This window comes from Phytomonospora endophytica (genome assembly GCF_014202425.1).
GTDB lineage: Bacteria > Actinomycetota > Actinomycetes > Mycobacteriales > Micromonosporaceae > Phytomonospora > Phytomonospora endophytica.
This window is the reverse complement of the sequence record NZ_JACHGT010000004.1, coordinates 449,095-465,733: the sequence shown is the minus strand read 5'-3', so window position 1 is coordinate 465,733 and position 16,639 is coordinate 449,095. Positions and strand designations below refer to the sequence as shown.

The 16,639-nt window shown below is 71.4% G+C and carries 13 protein-coding genes; 7 read left to right on the top strand and 6 right to left on the bottom strand.

What is annotated here, in order from left to right:
- Positions 1 to 71: 71 nt before the first annotated feature.
- Positions 72 to 488, top strand: coding sequence for a VOC family protein (locus tag HNR73_RS11330; protein ID WP_184787316.1), 417 nt, complete (start codon positions 72 to 74; stop codon positions 486 to 488).
- A gap of 1 nt (position 489) precedes the next feature.
- Here the strand turns inward: HNR73_RS11330 and HNR73_RS11325 are convergent, their stop codons facing one another.
- Positions 490 to 1,740, bottom strand: coding sequence for a glycosyltransferase 87 family protein (locus HNR73_RS11325; protein ID WP_184787315.1), 1,251 nt, complete (start codon positions 1,738 to 1,740; stop codon positions 490 to 492).
- Positions 1,741 to 1,988: 248 nt separating this feature from the next.
- Between HNR73_RS11325 and HNR73_RS11320 the strand changes: the two genes are divergently transcribed.
- Entirely contained in the window at positions 1,989 to 2,600 is a 612-nt protein-coding gene (locus HNR73_RS11320) for a carbonic anhydrase (RefSeq protein WP_184787314.1), read from the top strand.
- Positions 2,601 to 2,674: 74 nt separating this feature from the next.
- Here HNR73_RS11320 and HNR73_RS11315 read toward each other — a convergent pair whose 3' ends face one another.
- The 3 genes from HNR73_RS11315 to HNR73_RS11305 form a co-directional block, all read right to left on the bottom strand.
- Positions 2,675 to 3,601, bottom strand: coding sequence for a carbohydrate ABC transporter permease (locus HNR73_RS11315; protein ID WP_184787313.1), 927 nt, complete (start codon positions 3,599 to 3,601; stop codon positions 2,675 to 2,677).
- Positions 3,598 to 4,581, bottom strand: coding sequence for a carbohydrate ABC transporter permease (locus tag HNR73_RS11310; RefSeq protein WP_184787312.1), 984 nt, complete (start codon positions 4,579 to 4,581; stop codon positions 3,598 to 3,600). Before HNR73_RS11310 ends, HNR73_RS11315 begins: the two co-directional genes overlap by 4 nt.
- 72 nt (positions 4,582 to 4,653) lie before the next feature.
- A complete protein-coding gene (locus tag HNR73_RS11305; protein ID WP_184787311.1) occupies positions 4,654 to 5,982 on the bottom strand; it encodes an ABC transporter substrate-binding protein in 1,329 nt (442 codons plus the stop codon).
- 270 nt (positions 5,983 to 6,252) lie between these two features.
- Here HNR73_RS11305 and HNR73_RS11300 point away from each other — a divergent pair, with 270 nt between their 5' ends.
- The 3 genes from HNR73_RS11300 to HNR73_RS11290 all read left to right on the top strand — a co-directional run bounded on the left by HNR73_RS11300 (position 6,253) and on the right by HNR73_RS11290 (position 9,110).
- On the top strand, positions 6,253 to 7,614 hold the full coding sequence (locus HNR73_RS11300) for a GH1 family beta-glucosidase (protein WP_184787310.1): 1,362 nt from the start codon (positions 6,253 to 6,255) through the stop codon (positions 7,612 to 7,614).
- Positions 7,615 to 8,616 carry a LacI family DNA-binding transcriptional regulator gene (locus HNR73_RS11295; RefSeq protein ID WP_184787309.1) on the top strand — a complete coding sequence of 334 codons (1,002 nt, stop codon included), beginning with the start codon at positions 7,615 to 7,617 and terminating at the stop codon, positions 8,614 to 8,616.
- Positions 8,617 to 8,741: 125 nt separating this feature from the next.
- Entirely contained in the window at positions 8,742 to 9,110 is a 369-nt protein-coding gene (locus tag HNR73_RS11290; RefSeq protein WP_184787308.1) for a nuclear transport factor 2 family protein, read from the top strand.
- 109 nt (positions 9,111 to 9,219) lie between these two features.
- Here the strand turns inward: HNR73_RS11290 and HNR73_RS11285 are convergent, their stop codons facing one another.
- The gene (locus HNR73_RS11285) at positions 9,220 to 9,801 is read right to left on the bottom strand and encodes a dihydrofolate reductase family protein (RefSeq protein WP_184787307.1); all 582 of its coding nucleotides are present in this window, start codon (positions 9,799 to 9,801) and stop codon (positions 9,220 to 9,222) included.
- 195 nt (positions 9,802 to 9,996) lie between these two features.
- Here HNR73_RS11285 and HNR73_RS11280 point away from each other — a divergent pair, with 195 nt between their 5' ends.
- A complete protein-coding gene (locus tag HNR73_RS11280) occupies positions 9,997 to 12,642 on the top strand; it encodes a helix-turn-helix transcriptional regulator (protein ID WP_184787306.1) in 2,646 nt (881 codons plus the stop codon).
- On the opposite strand, the gene HNR73_RS11275 is transcribed toward HNR73_RS11280, so the two are convergent.
- On the bottom strand, positions 12,639 to 13,136 hold the full coding sequence (locus HNR73_RS11275; RefSeq protein WP_184787305.1) for a GNAT family N-acetyltransferase: 498 nt from the start codon (positions 13,134 to 13,136) through the stop codon (positions 12,639 to 12,641). The genes HNR73_RS11280 and HNR73_RS11275 overlap by 4 nt on opposite strands.
- Before the next feature lie 72 nt (positions 13,137 to 13,208).
- Between HNR73_RS11275 and HNR73_RS11270 the strand changes: the two genes are divergently transcribed.
- Positions 13,209 to 16,328 carry an ATP-binding protein gene (locus HNR73_RS11270; protein ID WP_444544131.1) on the top strand — a complete coding sequence of 1,040 codons (3,120 nt, stop codon included), beginning with the start codon at positions 13,209 to 13,211 and terminating at the stop codon, positions 16,326 to 16,328.
- The last annotated feature ends 311 nt before the right edge of the window (positions 16,329 to 16,639 follow it).

Here is a 16,639-nt window from a genome sequence, read left to right as displayed (position 1 = left end):
GATCCTCTCATCCTTGACACCACTTCGTTTATAGTACTATGGTCGGAGTGGTTACCGACCAAGGAGGAACAATGCGATTCAGTCTCATGGGCACGGCCCTGATGTCCGACGACCCGGCCGGCGCCGCGCGCTGGTTCACCGAGCACTTCGGTTTCCAGGTCGGCATCGACATCGGGTGGTACGTCAACACCCAGCACCCCGACCACCCGGCCATGGCGCTCGACTTCGTCGACCGCGCACACGACTCCCTCCCGGAGGCCCTGCGCGGCAGACTCGTCGAAGGGACCCTGCTGGGTTTCGTGGTGGAGGACGTCGACGCCGAGGAGCGCCGGCTGCGCACGGCGGGCGTGGACATCGTGCTGCCGCTGGCGACCGAGCCGTGGGGGCAGCGGCGATTCCAGCTGCGCGGCCCCGACGGCGTGGTCGTCGAGGTGCTGCAGATGGTGACGCCCGACCCGGCGTGGATGGCCGCGAACGGCTACGCCTGAGTCAGGCCGCCAGCGTCCGCCTCGGGTACGGCATGCGGACCGGTCGCGGCGCACGGTGCGGCAGCGCGGCCACCAGCACGATGATCGCGACCGCGAAGGAGTTCTCGGTGGCGACCCGCAGCGGCCCGTCGGCCCAGTGACTCTCGCTCCAGGGGTCGAAGAACCAGATCGGCGAGGCCACGAACAGGACGTAGGTCGACAGCGCGGCCAGGCCGATCCACGTCGACCGCTGTTCGAGGGCCTTGAAGACCAGCACGGCGATCGCGGGCACGGCCCACACCAGGTGGTGCGACCAGGAGATCGGGCTGATGACGTTGGCGGTCAGGCCGATGATCGCGAAGGCCGACAGCTCGTCGCCCGCCTTGTGCGCGGCCAGCGCGCGGGTCAGCCCGAGGACCAGCATCAGCAGGCCGAAGGAGACCCACAGCAGCAGGGGCGTCGAGGTCCGGTCGTAGAGCCGGGCGAGGAAACCCGCGAGGGACTGGTTCGGCGTGAAGTCGGCGCGCCCGACGCGGGCGGAGTTCCACAGCACCGAGCCCCAGTAGGTCACCGACGAGTTCGGCGCGACCGCGAAGGCCAGGCCCCAGGCGGTCACGGTCGTCGCGGTCGCGACCGCGGCCGCCCGCCAGCGCCGGGCGACCAGCAGGTACACGATGAACAGCGCGGGAGTGAGCTTGATGGCCGTGGCCAGGCCGATGCCGACGCCGGTCCACTTGTTACCCAGCCGCAGCCCGGCCATGTCGGCGAGCACCATCGCGGCCAGGACGAGGTTGATCTGGCCGTAGCCGAGGGTCTGGCGGACGGGTTCGAGCGCGAGGGCGGCCAGGCCGACCGTCAAGACCAGTACTGGAACGCTCCAGGAGCGGCGCCGCGCGAAGGGCGCGAGGATGAAGTAGAGGCAGGCCAGCAGCGCGAACACGCCGGCGAGGGTGGTGAGGACGCCGGAAAGCCACATCGGCCAGGCGGTGATGGGCGCGAGGAAGAAGGCGCCGAAGGGCGGATAGGTGAATCCGAGCCCGTTGTTGGCCTGGAAGTAGGCGTAGAGGTCCTCGCCGTGCAGCCAGCTCGCGATGGCGTTGTGGTAGATGCGCAGGTCGTAGAGGCGATAGAAGGGCACGGCCGCGATGAGGACGGCGATCCACACGACAAGGAGACCGCCGACCGCGACGCGGATCCGGCGACGTCGGCGCGGATCGTCGACTGTGGACGGTTCGGAGGCGGAGGCGGTACGGCTGCGCAGCTCAAGTGGCATGAGGACTTTCCGGACCGTTGGGAGCTTTCCGTTTGGCAGCCTAGACGATGGGGGCAACTCCCGCCGGACGGGATATGGCGTGTTGACCTGCATGAACATTCGTTATGTCGAGTAATGTCCCATTCATGCCTGTGCATCGACATGCCTTGACCTCGCGCGGACATGTGCGCGCGATCACCGCCGCTCCGCATCACAGGGATGCGGGAAAGGCTTGCGACCTTGTCAATCCCGCTGGCAGGATCGGCGGCATGTCGATCAAGCTGAACGCGGCGGAGACCCGTCCCGGCGCCACCGAGGTACTTCGGCGGCTGCAGGAGGGCAACCGCCGGTTCGTCGCCGGCGAGCCGGTACACGGGCACGACGTGGCCGCCGCGCGGCGCCACGCCGAGGAGCAGAACCCGGTCGCCGCGATCTTCACCTGCGTCGACTCCCGGGTCACCGCCGAGGCGCTGTTCGACCAGGACTTCGGGCAGCTGATCGTGGTGCGCACCGCCGGGCACGTCCCGGACCGGGCCGCCATCGGTTCGCTGGAGTTCGCGGTGGCGAAGCTGTCGGTGCCGCTGGTCGTGGTGCTCGGGCACGGGCACTGTGGAGCCATCGAGCTCGGCGTGCAGGCCGCGCGCGACACCATCGGCGGCGTCGCGACGCCCGGTGGTTCGATGTCCTACCTCGTGGGACAGCTGTACCGCTCCTCGGCGCAGGCCCTGCGCGAGGATCCGGAGAACCCGAACGAGGCGGCGATGCGGCTGCAGGTCGTGCACACCGTGGCCGAGCTGCGGGCGGCGAAGGACCTCGGCGCGGCCTACGTGGTCGGCGCGCGTTACGACCTGGAGTCGGGGCTCGTCCGGCTGGTGGACTAGGAGCCCTCTCGACCGTGAAAACCCCCGCCGCCCGGAATGGGCGGCGGGGGTTTCGGTACTGCGCGAGCCGGGCGTCAGCCCTTGACGCTTCCCGCGAGGAGTCCTCGCACGAAATAGCGCTGGAGGCTGAGGAACACGATCAGCGGCACGATGATGGAGATGAAGGCACCGGCCGTCAGCCGCTGCCACTCCTCACCGCGGCTGCCCGCCAGTTCCGCCAGCCGCACCGTCATCGGTGACGTGTCCTGCCCGCTGCCGAACACCAGCGCGACCAGCAGGTCGTTCCACACCCACAGGAACTGGAAGATCGTCAGCGAGGCCAGGGCCGGTGTCACCAGCGGCAGCACGACCTTGCGGAAGATCGTCCCGTGGTTGGCGCCGTCGACCCGGGCCGCCTCGATGACGTCCCCGGGCAGCTCCGACATGAAGTTGTGCAGCAGGAACACCGCGAACGGCAGCGCGAAACAGGTGTGCGCGAACCAGATCTGGATGAACTTGCCCTCGTCCTCCAGTGCGAAGTTGGACGAGAAGAAGCTCAGCAGCGGCACGAGGGCCATCTGGAGCGGCACGACCTGGAGCGCGAAGATCCCGATGAACAGGGTGTCGCGGCCCTTGAAGCGGATCCAGGACAGCGCGTAGGCCGCGAAGGCCGCGAACGCCACCGGGAACAGCACCGAGGGAATGGTGATGACCAGCGAGTTGATGAAGTAGCTGCCGAGCCGTCCCGCCGACGAGTCGCTGAGGAGGACCTCGGCGTAGTTGTCGAAGGTGAAGGACGGGTTGGCGAAGAACGTCCACCAGCCGCTGGTCTTGATCTCCTCGGCCGGCCGGAACGACGACAGCAGCAGACCGAACGTCGGCGTCGTCCACAGGATGGCGATGATCAGCGCGATGACGCTGGCCGTGCGGCTGGTCAGCCGCTTCTTCGCCTTCGCCCGCCTGGTCTCCGGCTTTCCGCCCTTGGCCGCGGGCTTGCCCGCCATGGGAGTCAGAGTGGTCATCGTTCCTCCCGACGGGCGCGCATGGCCCGGACCTGGTAGATGATGATCGGCGTCACCAGCAGGAACAGGAACACCGCCATCGCCGACCCGCGTCCCTGCTGACTCAGCCGGAACGCCTGGGTGTACATCTCGTTGGCGACGACGCTGGTGCCGAAGTTGCCCGCGGTCATGGTGCGCACCAGGTCGAACAGCTTCAGGGCCGCGATCGACATGGTGACCAGGACGACGACGAGCGCCGGCCGGATCGACGGCACGGTGACGCGCCAGAACATCTGCCAGGCGTTGACGCCGTCGAGGCGCGCGGCCTCGACGATCTCACCCGGGATGGCCTTGATCGAGGCCGACAGCACCACGGTGGCGAAGCCGGTCTGGATCCAGATCATGACGATGATCAGGAACAGGTTGTTCCACGGGCCGTTGAGCAGCCACGGCTGGGCGTCCCCGCCGAGCCACACCACCAGCTGGTTGAGCAGACCGATCTGCTCGTCGCTGTTGGCGTTGAAGGCGTAGACGAACTTCCAGATGATGCCCGCGCCGACGAAGGAGATGCCCATGGGCAGGAAGACCAGCGCCTTGGCGAGCGCCTCGGTGCGGGTCTTGTCGATCATGATCGCGTAGATCAGGCCGGTCGCGGTGGCGACCAGCGGGACCAGGATGACCCACAGGAGCGTGTTGCGCAGCACCTGCTGGATGGCGTCATCGCTGAACATCCACACGTAGTTGTCGAACCCGACGGCCTTCTCGCCCTTGCCGTCGAAGAAGGACAGGACGACCGTGCGGATCGCCGGGTAGATCATGCCGATCAGCAGGAGCAGGCCCGCCGGCAGCAGAAATACCATTGCCGCGAACCGGCCCTTGTCGTATCCGGGCAGCTTGTCGACGACGAGCAGCAGGATTCCGACCACCAGGATGAACGCGGCGATGCCGATGCCGAGCTGGGTGAACTTGGGCAGCTCGTCGAGAATGTCGATTTGATCCATGCAAGACCTCCAGCCTCGTTGCCGATAGGTCGTGCGGGGCCCGGAGTCCCAGGCCCCGCACGGGCTAGTCGGCTACGCCGGCCAGGCGCCTTCGATGGCGTCGAGGGCGGCCTTGGTGTCCTTGCCCTCGGCGATCCAGGCGGTCATCTCGGTCCAGAACTTCGACGCGCCCACCTCGGCGGGCATCAGGTCGGAGGCGTCGAAGCGGAACGTCACGGTGGTGTCCCGGAGCAGCTCCATCGAGAGCTTGATGACCGGGTCGGCCGCGTTGCTGATGTCGGCCTTGTTGTTGGCCGTGGTGAACGGGCCCTTCTTCATGCGCTCGTTGAAGAACGTGCCACCGGCGAGGAACTGGCGGACGGTCTCGACCTCGGGACGGTCGGCGAAGGCCGTCACGAACTGGCCGGCACCCAGGAGGGGCTTGTTGGCGGCGTCGTCACCGGGCAGGTAGAACGCGAAGACGTCGCCGTCCTCGGCCACCTTGGTGCCCTCGGGCCACTGCGCGGCGTAGAAGGACGCCTGGCGGTGGAGGCCGCACTTGCCGTCCAGGATCGGCAGCCCGCCGGCCTGGAAGGACGTGGTGGCGATGCTCTTGACGTCACCGACGTACTCGGGGTTGCGCAGGATCGTGCCGACGCGCTCAAGGGCGGCGACGATCTTGGGGTCGTTGAAGGGAATCTCGTGCTTGACCCACTGGTCGTAGACCTCGGGACCGGCGGTGCGCAGGACCATGTCCTCGACCCAGTCCGTGGCCGGCCAGCCGGTCGCCTCGCCCGACTCGATGCCGGCGCACCAGGGGGTGTCGATGCCGTCGGCCTTGATCTTGTCGGTCAGCGTGATGAGCTCGGCCCAGGTGGTGGGGACCGTGTAGCCCTTGTCGGCGAACAGCTTCGGCGAGTACCAGACGAAGGACTTCACGTTGGCGTCGAAGGACGTCCCGTAGAGGGTGCCGTTGACGGTGCCGTAGTTGATCCAGTCCTGGGTGTAGTTCGCCGTGGCGAGCTCTTTGACCTTGTCGCTGGCGGGCTTGAGCTTGTCGGCGAAGGTCGCCATCAGGCCCGGCTGCGGGAAGATCGCGATGTCGGGCGCGTTGCCACCGTTGACCCGGATGCCGATCTGGGTCTCGAAGTCGCCGGTGCCCTCATAGTCGATCTTGATGCCGGTGCAGCTCTGGAAGTCCTTCCAGGACGCCGTCAGCTGGTCGGCTTCGGCATCGCGGACGGTCGAGTAGATGCTGACCTCGGTGTCCTTGTGCTCTCCGTACTCGGCGTACGCCGTGCAGTCCACGTTCGCGCTGTCGTCGGCCTTCCCGCAACCGGTCATGGCCAGCGGGACGCTGACCGCACCGGCGACGGCGATGAGCCATCGGCGTCGGTGGAGGGCCTTGCTCTTAATCGACATCCGTCGTGCCTCCTCTGCGGCCACTGTGGATGGCCGCGCGTGTTCCCTTCCCCGCGCTTCCTTTGGAAGCGCTCTCAGCGAGACTGGTGTTGGGGATGGTCGATGTCAAGGCCTTGTTACGCAATGGTTATCAACCAATTGCCGAGGCCGCTATTGACATCCCGTCGCTCCTCGATAAGAGTCCTGAGAGCGCTCTCATGGATATTGCAAGGGTCCGGCCACGGTCGCCGAACCGTTATCCGCCACCCAACTTCGCCTGCGAGGAGTCACATGTCCGGCTTGCGGTTTCCCGATGGTTTCGTCTGGGGTGCGGCTACCGCTTCTTACCAGATCGAGGGATCGACCGGAGAGGACGGCCGAGGTCCGTCCATTTGGGACACGTTCGCGGCGGTCCCCGACGCGGTGACCGACGGGCACACCGGCGAGGTGGCCTGCGAGCACTACCTCCGGTACGCCGACGACGTCGCGCTGATGAGCTCCCTCGGGCTGTCGGCCTACCGTTTCTCGATCGCGTGGCCGCGGATCCAGCCCTCGGGCAGCGGCCCGGTCAACTCGCGTGGCCTTGACTTCTACGACCGGCTCATCGACGAGTTGTGCGCCGCCGGGATCTCGCCGATGGCGACGCTCTACCACTGGGATCTGCCGCAGGCGCTGCAGAACCGGGGCGGCTGGGCCGCCCGGGAGACCGCCGAGCGCTTCGCCGAGTACGCCGCGGTGGTCGCGGCGAAGTTCGGCGACCGGGTGCGCTCCTGGTTCACCATCAACGAACCGTGGTGCGCGGCCTTCCTCGGTTACGCCTCGGGCGACCACGCTCCCGGGATCACCGCTCCCGCGCAGGCCTTCGCCGCCGCCCACCACCTGCTCCTCGGGCACGGGCTGGCCGCGCAGGCCATCCGCGCGGCCGGTGCCGGCGAGGTGTCGATCGCGCTGAACTGCACGAGCGTGCGGCCGGGCAGCGACAACGACGAGGACATCGCCGCCGTCGAGCAGATCGACGGGCTGTCCAACCGGATCTGGCTGGAGCCCCTGCTGCGCGGGGAGTACCCCGACGACATGCTCACGCTGGCCGAGCGCTTCACGCCGCTGTGGTACGTCAAGTCCGGCGACGGCGCGATCATCAAGCAGCCCCTGGACGTGCTGGGCATCAACTACTACACGCCAACCTGGGTCCGCGCCCGCCGCAACGCGCAGGGCAGCCCGGCCCACCCCGGCAGTGAGGGCATGGACTTCACCGCGCCGAACGGCCCGGTCACCGAGATGGGCTGGCGGGTCGACCCGACGGGGCTGACCGACCTCCTCGTCCGGCTGCACAAGGACTACGAGGGCCTGCCGGTGATGATCACCGAGAACGGCGCCGCCTACGCCGATTCGGCCGTCGTGGACGGCCAGGTGCAGGACGTGGACCGCGTCGCCTACCTCGACGGGCATCTGCGCGCCGCCCACGCGGCCATCTCGGCCGGGGTGGACCTGCGCGGCTACCTGGCCTGGTCGCTGATGGACAACTTCGAGTGGGCCTTCGGGTACACCCGCCGCTTCGGGCTCGTGCACGTCGACTACGCGACCCAGCGCCGTACACCGAAGGCCAGCGCCGACTGGTATCGGAAGGTGATCACCCGCAACGGGCTGGCGTAGATGGTGACGTTGAGGCCGACCCTGGAGCAGGTCGCCAAACTCGCCGGGGTCTCCCGGGCCACCGCCTCGCGGGTCGTCAACGGCGCCGGCGGAGTCTCCGCCGGTGTCCGCGAGGCCGTGCGCGCGGCCGTCGACTCGCTCGGCTACGTCCCCAATCCGGCCGCCCGCAGCCTGGTGACCCGCCGGACCGACTCCATCGCGCTGGTGGTGTCGGAACCGACCTCGCAGGTCTTCGGCGACGACCCGTTCTTCATCGACGTGGTGCGCGGGGTGTCGGCCGAGCTGGAGGCCGGTGACCGGCAGCTGGTGCTGATGACCACGGACACCCCCGCCGGGCGTGAACGCGTGAAGCGGTTCACCAGCGTCCACGTCGACGGCGTGCTGCTGCTCTCCTGCCACGGCAACGATCCGCTGTACTCGGCGCTGGGCAAGCAGGGCCCGCCGGTGGTCTGCGGCGGGCGTCCCCTGTACGGCCCGAGCCTGGCCTATGTGGACGTCGACAACGTCGGCGGCGCGCGGCAGGGCGTCGAGTACCTCATCAAGTCCGGGCGGCGGCGCATCGTCACGATCGCCGGGCCGCAGGACATGAACGCCGGTGTGGACCGGCTGATCGGCTACCGGGAGGCGATCGCGGCCGCCGACCGGCGCGCCATCGTCGCCTATGGGGACTTCAGTCGCGACAGCGGCGAGCGCGCGATGCACTCGCTGCTGGCCGACGAGCCGGAGCTGGACGCGGTCTTCGCCGCGTCGGACCTGATGGCGATCGGGGCGCTGGCGGCGCTGCGCAACACCGGCCGGCGCGTGCCCGACGACGTCGCGGTGGTCGGCTTCGACGACATCGAGCAGGCGCGCTACGCCGAACCGCCGCTGACGACGGTGCAGCAGCCTTCGCCGCTGCTCGGTCGCGAGATGGTGCGGATGATGCAGCGGATCCTGTGCGGGGATCCGCCCGACTCGCCCATGACGCTGCCGACGCAGCTCGTCCTGCGGTCGACGGCTTAGGTACCGGCCCCACCGGTACCCAAGCCCCGGCCGGAAGTACCTATGCGTGACAGATTCCGCGCCGACTCGATCTCCGTAACGTTCAGACCAGCGAGAACGGCTGAACATTCCCGAAGGAGAACGAGATGAACCGCTACGAGACCGTCGCCGCCCAGTACATCGCGGCGTGGAACGAGACCGACGCCGGTGCCCGCGCGGCACTGATCGAGAAGCACTGGGCCGACGGCGCCACCTACACCGACCCGCTGGCCGCGATCGAGGGCCGGGACGCGATCGCCGCGGCGATCGGGGCGGTGCAGGGACAGTTCGCCGGGCTGGTCTTCAGCCTCGGCGGAGCCGTCGACGGGCACCACGACGTCGTCCGCTTCACCTGGCACCTCGGGCCGGCGGGCGAGGAGCCGATCGTCATCGGCTTCGACGTCGCCGAGCTGGACGCCGAGGACCGGATCACCGCCGTGCACGGGTTCCTGGACAAGGTGCCCGCGGGAGTGTGACGCGGGCCGACGGAGGCGGGGCGGTGTGCCGGCCGGTACGCCGCCCGCCCGGCGGGAACGTTCCAGCGCGTGCCGGCACCGCGCCCGCGTCGACCGCCGCCTCGATCGGTCAACGGCGCACCCGATAGCGCAGGTGAAGCACCCGGTCACCCTGGATCACCTCGTCGGGCTCCTCCAGCAGGTGCTGGGCGTGGACCGACCCGAAGTAGCGCTTACCGGAGCCGAACACGACGGGTACGACGTCCATGCGCACCTCGTCGACCAGGCCCGCGGCGAGCACCTGGCCGCCGACGTCACCGGCGGCGACCTCGACGACGCGGTCGCCCGCGAGCTCCTGGGCCTTGGCCACGGCCGCCGCGACGCCGTCGACGAAGTGGAACGGCGCCCCGGGGTCCCAGCCCTCGGGTGCCGGGCGGTGCGTCACGACGACCACGTGGTCGATGCCGCCCGGAGGTTTCCCGTCCCAGCCGTCGGTCATGTCGAAGACGTGGCGGCCGGCGATGGTCGCCCCGATCTGGTCCCAGTACTGCCGGGTGTAGTCGTAGGACGTTCGTGACACCTTCAGCGCGCCGCTCTCGTCGAGGGGCACGTCACCGCTGAGCAACCAGTCGAACAGGGGTCCGGGCCGGTCGTTCTCGTCGGCGATGAAGCCGTCCACCGACACCGTGCTGTACATGACGACTTTGCCCATGAGTGCTCCTCCGCTCGGGATGCCCCCAGGTTAGGGCTTCGCGGGCCGCCGCTCTGGTAAGCAACCAATCGGCGGGCAGTGGCCGGCCGTCGAGTACGTGGCCGGGGTGTTCGCACAGGAGGCGCCGCCGGATGTCGACATATCGGCTCGGGCTGAGCGCGGGGCGACCCGAGATCCCCCGGGTACCTTTCCACCATGCTGCACGGCCGTGCCACCGAGATCGCCGCCATCGACGGCCTCCTGACCGCCGCTCGCGAGGGCCGCGGCGGCGCCCTCGTCCTGCGCGGTGAACCGGGGATCGGCAAGACCGCCCTGCTCGACCACGCCGCCGCGACCGCCGCCGAGTTCGGCGGCCCGCGGGTCCTGCGTGGCCTCGGCGTCGAATTCGAGGCCGAACTGCCCTACGCGGGCCTGCACATGCTCCTCCACGACCGCCTCCCCCACCTGCCCGAACTGCCCGGCCCGCAGCGGGCCGCGCTGTCCACCGCCTTCGGCCTGGCGACCGGCCCGGCGCCGGAGCCGATGCTGGTCGGCCTGGCGACGCTGACGCTGCTGTCGGTCGCGGCGGCCGATGCGCGGCTGCTCCTTCTCGTCGACGATCTCCAGTGGTGGGACCGCGACTCGACGCACGCGCTGCTGTTCGCCGTCCGCCGCCTGCACGCCGACGGGGTCGCGCTGCTGCTGGCGACCCGCGAGGAGGGACCGGTCACCGGCCTCGACGAGCTGCGGCTCGGCGGCCTGGACGCGCGGGCGGCCGGTGCGGTCGTCGGCGACCACTGGGCCGACCTCGACGCCGCCGTCCGCTACCGGGTCCTCGCCGAGTCGCACGGCAACCCGCTCGCCCTGCGCGAGCTGCCGATGAGCCTGACCGCCGACGCTCCGGCGGGAACCGTCCCCCTCACCGACCGGCTGCGGCTGGCCTTCCACGGCACCGCCGCCCGCCTGCCCGCCGCGACCCGCGCGCTGCTCCTGCTCACCGCCCTGGAGACCGGCGGTTCCCTCACGGTCGTCACCGAGGCGGGCGCCGCCCTCGGTGCCGGGCCGGACGACCTGCCGCCCGCCGAACACGCCGGGCTCGTACGCGTCGACGACGGCCGCGTCTCCTTCCGGCATCCCCTGGTCGCCAGCGCCGTGCACGCGGGCTCGGCGCACGCCGAACGCCTCGCTGCTCACCGCGCGCTCGCCGGGGCCCTCGACGCGCCCGAGCACGCCGACCGTCGCGCCTGGCATCGGGCGCAGGCCGCGGCGGGCACCGACGAGGACGCCGCGGCGGCGCTGGAGGCGACCGCCGACCGGGCCAGGGCACGCGGCGGCCAGTCGGCGGCGAGCGCCGCCTACGCCGAGGCCGCACGGCTGTCGGCGCCCGGTGCCGAGCGGGAACGTCGGCTGGTGCTGGCGGCCGAGTCGGCGGCGGAGGCGGGCCTGCGGGAGCGGGCCTCGGCGCTGGCCGGGCAGGTCGCCGACGGTGCGCGGTTGCGCGGACGGCTGGCCTATCTGCGGATCCTGCACGCGTTCTGGTCCGGGGACTACCTCCTCGCACATCGCCTGACCAGCGAGGAGGCCGCGCGGCACGAGCCGGAGCAGGCCGCCGAGCTGCTCGTGCAGGCCCTGCATTTCGCCTGGTACGTCGGTGAGGACGCGGTCGCCGACACCGCTCGCGGGCTCGCGGCTCTCGATCTGCCACCCGGTCCGCGGGCCCGGGTCGCCGCGTTCATCACCGCGGGGATCCTCGACGACGCTCCCCCGGCCCTCGTCGACGTGCCGGAGGCCGCGATCGGGGACCGGCTGATGATGTGCGGGATCGGCGTGCTGCTCGGACGCGACGACGAGGCGCACGCGCTCGCGGATCGGCTGGCCACCGAGATCCGCGCGGTCGGCGGGTGGGGCAGGCTGCCGACGGCGTTGTTCTTCGCCGTCGAGGTCGAGGTCTTCCAGGGGCGTTTCGCCGAGGCGCGCGAGACCGTCGCGGAGGCCATGCGCATCGCCCGCGACGGCGATCAGCCGCAGTGGACGAACCAGTTCACCGCCGTCCTCGCCTATCTCGCGGCCCTCTCCGGTGACGAGGAGGAGTGCCGTGCCCGTGCCGCCGAGGCCATGGCCGACATCGCCGGTGGCGCGATGTCGCCCGGGGCGCCGTGGGCGCGGGCGGCCCTGGCGCGCCTCGACCTCGGCGCCGGGCGGGTGCCCGAGGCCCTCGCCGAACTCGACCGGCTGACCCGGCCGCCGACCCGTCACCACATCTGCACCCTGCGGGCGGTCCCCGACGTCGTCGAGGCCGCGGTCCGGCTCGGCGAACCCGAGCGGGCCGCCGACGCCTTCGGGTACTTCTCGGCTTGGTCGAAGCGCGTCGGCGAGCCCTGGGCACTCGCGCTCACCGAGCGCTGCCGGGCGCTGCTCGCCGGCGACGAGGCCGCCGAGGAGCATTTCCGGGCGGCCTGCGTGCTCCACGACGGCGACCGCCACGAGACCGAGGCGGCCCGGACGCGGCTGCTCTACGGGGAATGGCTGCGCCGGTCACGGCGCAAGGCCGAGGCCCGCGACCACTTCCGTTTCGCCCTCGGCGTGTTCGAGCGCGCGGGGATGCGGGCGTGGGCCGAGCGGGCACGTGTCGAACTGGAGGCGACCGGGCTGAGTGCCGGTGCCCGCGACGAGCCCGGCCCGTTGTCCGCGCTGACGCCGCAGGAGTCGCGGATCGTGCGGCTGGCCGCCGAGGGCATGTCGAACAAGGACATCGCGGCCCGGCTGTTCCTGAGCCCGCGCACGGTCGGCCATCACCTGTACAAGGCCTACCCGAAGCTCGGCGTGCTCTCGCGCGCCGAGCTGTCCGGGGTGCTTGGTTAGGCGCGGAGGTCGAGGCGCCAGTCGTTGCAGCGGATCGGGTTGCCCTTCGGGTACTCGAAGTCGACGGCGGCCAGGAAGTCGAAACCGGCCTTGCGGCAGATCGCGTTCGACGCGGGGTGGTCGATCGAGGGGTAGGCGTGCAGGTAGCGGCGAGTGCCGACGGCGCGCGCCCGCTCGGCGACGGCCACCGCGGCGGCCGTGGCCAGCCCACGGCCCTGCATCTCGGGCAGGATGCCCCAGCCGGTCTCGAAGACCTCGGCGCCCTGCCACTCCTTCTCCCAGAAACCGATCAGCCCGGCCGGCTCGCCTTCGGCGAGGACCACGAACATCCCCGCGCCGGCGGGGTCGAGTTTGAGGTAACGCTCGTGGCGCTGCGCGAGCTTCTCGGGTGTCTCCGGGCCACCGAGATGGTCGGTCATCTCGGGCGCGTTGTTGCGCTCCAGCAGCCAGAAGTCGCCTTCGGCGTAGGGGCGGAGCTCTACTTTCGCGGGCATGTCGGTCTCCACTCATAGACGATCTTGACCGACTGTCGCACGGGCCACCGACATTTGTCGTACCCCTCGGCCATGCTGGACGGTGGGGAGGTCCGGCCCGGCGACCCGACACGAGGAGACGGCGAGCGCGACATGACACCCGAACTGTTCGGCCGCGACCATCCGGCGGCGCTGTTGCGCGCCGAGATCGGGCGGGTGACCGACGGCAACGGCGGCCTGGTCTTCGTGACGGGTGAGGCGGGGATCGGCAAGACGACCCTGGTGACCGAGGCGGCGGAGTGGGCGCGGCAGGCGGGCGCCCTGGTCCTGAGCGGGTCCTGCTGGGATTCGCACAACGCGCCCGGCTACTGGCCGTGGACGCAGGTGATCCGTGCCCTGCACCGGCACGCGCCGCCCGCGCGCGCGGCCGAGCCCGGCTCGGTCGAGCTGACGGCCCTCCTGGAGGAGGGCCAGGAGGCCGACGGGTTCCTCCTCTACGACGCGGTGACCAGCGCGCTGGTCACCGCCGCCCAGTCGCGGCCGCTGGTGGTCGTCCTCGACGACCTGCACTGGGCCGACGCCGCCTCGCTGCGGCTGCTGGAGTTCGCCGCGCAGCACTCGCGTTTCGAGCCGCTGCTGTTCATCGGGACCTACCGGGACGTGGAGGTCGAGGTCGACCCGCATCCACTGCGCGAGCTGATGCTGCCGCTGCTGGGCCGCGCGACGACGCTGACCCTCACCGGGCTCGACGCGGGCGCGGTCGGGGCGATCATGGCCCGCACGACCGGCCGTGAGCCCGCACCCGAGGTGGTCGCCGAGGTGCACCTGCGCACCGGCGGCAACCCGTTCTTCGTGGAGCAGACGGCGAGGCTGTGGCGGGCGGGGCAGTCGGTGTCGGCGATCGCGCCGGGCGTCAGCGACGCCGTCCGGAGGCGGCTGGCGCAGCTGCCGCCGCAGGTCGCGCGGCTCCTGTCGGACGCCTCGGTGCTCGGGCGCCGCTTCCACCGGCAGGTCCTGGCCGCGCTGGTGCGGTCGCCGGTCGCGCAGGTCGACCGGATGCTCGACCAGGCCGTGACCGCACGCCTGGTCGCCGCCGACGGCGGCGGCCGCTTCGCCTTCGCCCACGACCTGGTGCGCGAGACGCTGTACGAGGCCGTCGCCGACGCGCCCGCCCGGCACGCGGCCGTCGTGCACGCCATCGACCACTCCCCCGCGCTGGCCGAGCGGGTCCTCCCCGCCGACCTCGCCGGGCACGCGCATCTGGCCGGTGAGGCGCTCGAAGCCCCCAAGGCGGTCGCGGTCCTGCGCGCCGCCGCCCGCAACGCCGGCGACCGCTTCTCCTTCGAGGAGGCCACCACGCACCTGCGCCGGGCTTTGGAGCGTTTCCCGCCCGAGCCGTCGCGGGAGAAGATCCTCCTCCAGCTCTCGCTCGGCGGCGAGCTGCACCACTGCGGTGCCCGGAACCCGGCCTGGGCGGTCTTCGAGCAGGCCGCCGAGGACGCGCGCGCCATCGAGGACCCCGAGCTGCTCGCGCGCGTCGCGCTGACCGTGCACCGGCAGGGCACGGCCGAGGAGAAGGCCGACTTCAAGACGCGGCTGCTCACCGAGGCGCACCGGACGATGGTGCGCGACGTCACCGCCCATGTCGGCGGCGGCCGCGAGATCGACCACCTCGCGCGCGAACTGGCCGTGCGCGTGTCGGTCCTGGCCCGCCGCGACGGCGACGACGAGGCCCTCGGCTTCGGCCTGTGGGCACGCCACGACGTGATCTGGGGGCCCGGGACCGCGCCCGAGCGCGAAGCCCTGACGCGCGAGATGATCGAGATCGCGCACCGGTCCGGAGACGCCGACCTCCTGGAGTACGCCACGGCCCTGCTGTGGGTCGCGCTCGCCGAGCAGGGCGACCCGCGCTACCTCGCGACGCTCGAAGAGCTCGGCGAGACCGTCCGCCAGGGTTCACGGATGTCGGCCGGGCTGGACATCGACCGCGCGATCATCGCCGCCATGCGGGGCCGCTTCGCCGAGGCAGAGGAGCTGTTCGGGCGCTTCGCCGCCGTCCCGGAGGAACACGAGCACGAGCACTGGGCCTTCATGGGCGTCCACATCACGTGGGCGCGGCTGCTGATCCAGGGCGATCACGAGCGGATCGGCGAACTGCTCGCCGGGCTCGGGCCCGCGGACTACCCGCACGTCGACCTGCTGGCGGCGATCACCGCCGGGCAGCGGGGAGTGGCGATGCCGGTCGCGGCGGAGTACCCGCGCATGTTCGAGTCGCTGGCCCTGCGGGCGCGTGCCGTGGCCGCCGCGATCGACGGGGATCCCGCGGAGTGCGCGCGGATGCGCGAGACGCTGGAGCCGCTGCGCGGGCAGTGGCTGGTGTCGTTGTACGGGTGCGACCTCAGCGGCCCGGTGGCGCTGTGGCTCGGGCGGCTCGCCGCGGCCGTCGGCGACACGGTCGCCGCGCGCGCCGACTACGGCGAGGCCCTGCGCTCGGCCGAGGACATGGGCGCGCGGCCCTGGGCGCTGGAGGCGCGGGCGGCCCTGGCCGTCCTCGCCGTGTCCGAAGGCACGCCCGGCGCCGCCGAGGACGTCGCGGCGGTCGAGGCCGAAGCCGCCGAACTGGGCATGGCGCACCTGACGGCACTGTCCACGGTGGAGGCCGTCGCCGGCGGGGAGTTCCGCCGCGAAGGCGCCGTGTGGTCGCTGGGATGGGAGGGGACGACCGTCCGCGTGCCCGACGCGAAAGGCCTCCACGACATTCACGCGCTCCTCGGCGCACCCGGCGTGGACGTTCCCGCCGTACGACTCCTCGACCCCGCCGGCGGCGAAACCGTCGTCGCCGCAAGAGCCATGGGCGGCGACCCGGTCCTCGACGAAGAGGCCCGCGCCCGCTACAAACGGCGCCTCGTCGAACTCGACGAGGCCATCGACCGCGCCACCGGCCTCGGGCAGGACACCCGCGCCGCCCACCTCGACCACGAACGCGACGCCCTCCTCGACGAACTCCGCACCGCCACCGGCCTCGGCGGCCGCCCCCGCCGCCTCGGCGACGAGGCCGAACGCGCCCGCAAGACGGTGACGGCGCGGATCCGCGACACCCTGCGCAGGCTCGACACGCAGCACCCCCCGCTCGCCGCACACCTGCGCGAGGCGGTGTCGACGGGGGCGGTCTGCCGGTACGAGGGTGAGGGCGGCGTGCGGTGGCGGTTGTAGGGGTGGGGTTGAGGGGTGAGGAGCTTGAGGGCTCGCGGCGGTGAACGGGGGCGGGCGGGGCCTGTGGCAGGCGGGCGGGGGCGTGAGGGCCCGCGCAGGTGCAGGTTGCAGGCGGCCCAGACGCCTGGGGCTAGCGGCGACAGCTCGTGGTGGACGAGGGCTTGCGGCAGGCGGGCGGGCGAGGGCGTGAAGGCCCGCGCAGGTACACGTGACGGGCGGCCCAGGCGCCTGGGGCTAGCGGCGACAGCTCGTGGTGGACGAGGGCTTGCGGCAGGCGGGCGGGCGAGGGCGTGAAGGCCCGCGCAGGTACA

Excerpts from the sequence above, each read along its gene's own strand:
- HNR73_RS11310 (WP_184787312.1), bottom strand. The coding sequence starts at position 4,581 with ATGGATCAAATCGACATTCTCGACGAGCTGCCCAAGTTCACCCAGCTC.
- HNR73_RS11315 (WP_184787313.1), bottom strand. The coding sequence starts at position 3,601 with ATGACCACTCTGACTCCCATGGCGGGCAAGCCCGCGGCCAAGGGCGGA.
- HNR73_RS11320 (WP_184787314.1), top strand. The coding sequence starts at position 1,989 with ATGTCGATCAAGCTGAACGCGGCGGAGACCCGTCCCGGCGCCACCGAG.
- HNR73_RS11275 (WP_184787305.1), bottom strand. The coding sequence starts at position 13,136 with ATGCCCGCGAAAGTAGAGCTCCGCCCCTACGCCGAAGGCGACTTCTGG.
- HNR73_RS11290 (WP_184787308.1), top strand. The coding sequence starts at position 8,742 with ATGAACCGCTACGAGACCGTCGCCGCCCAGTACATCGCGGCGTGGAAC.
- HNR73_RS11325 (WP_184787315.1), bottom strand. The coding sequence starts at position 1,740 with ATGCCACTTGAGCTGCGCAGCCGTACCGCCTCCGCCTCCGAACCGTCC.
- HNR73_RS11295 (WP_184787309.1), top strand. The coding sequence starts at position 7,615 with ATGGTGACGTTGAGGCCGACCCTGGAGCAGGTCGCCAAACTCGCCGGG.
- HNR73_RS11300 (WP_184787310.1), top strand. The coding sequence starts at position 6,253 with ATGTCCGGCTTGCGGTTTCCCGATGGTTTCGTCTGGGGTGCGGCTACC.
- HNR73_RS11280 (WP_184787306.1), top strand. The coding sequence starts at position 9,997 with ATGCTGCACGGCCGTGCCACCGAGATCGCCGCCATCGACGGCCTCCTG.
- HNR73_RS11305 (WP_184787311.1), bottom strand. The coding sequence starts at position 5,982 with ATGTCGATTAAGAGCAAGGCCCTCCACCGACGCCGATGGCTCATCGCC.
- HNR73_RS11285 (WP_184787307.1), bottom strand. The coding sequence starts at position 9,801 with ATGGGCAAAGTCGTCATGTACAGCACGGTGTCGGTGGACGGCTTCATC.
- HNR73_RS11270 (WP_444544131.1), top strand. The coding sequence starts at position 13,209 with ATGCTGGACGGTGGGGAGGTCCGGCCCGGCGACCCGACACGAGGAGAC.
- HNR73_RS11330 (WP_184787316.1), top strand. The coding sequence starts at position 72 with ATGCGATTCAGTCTCATGGGCACGGCCCTGATGTCCGACGACCCGGCC.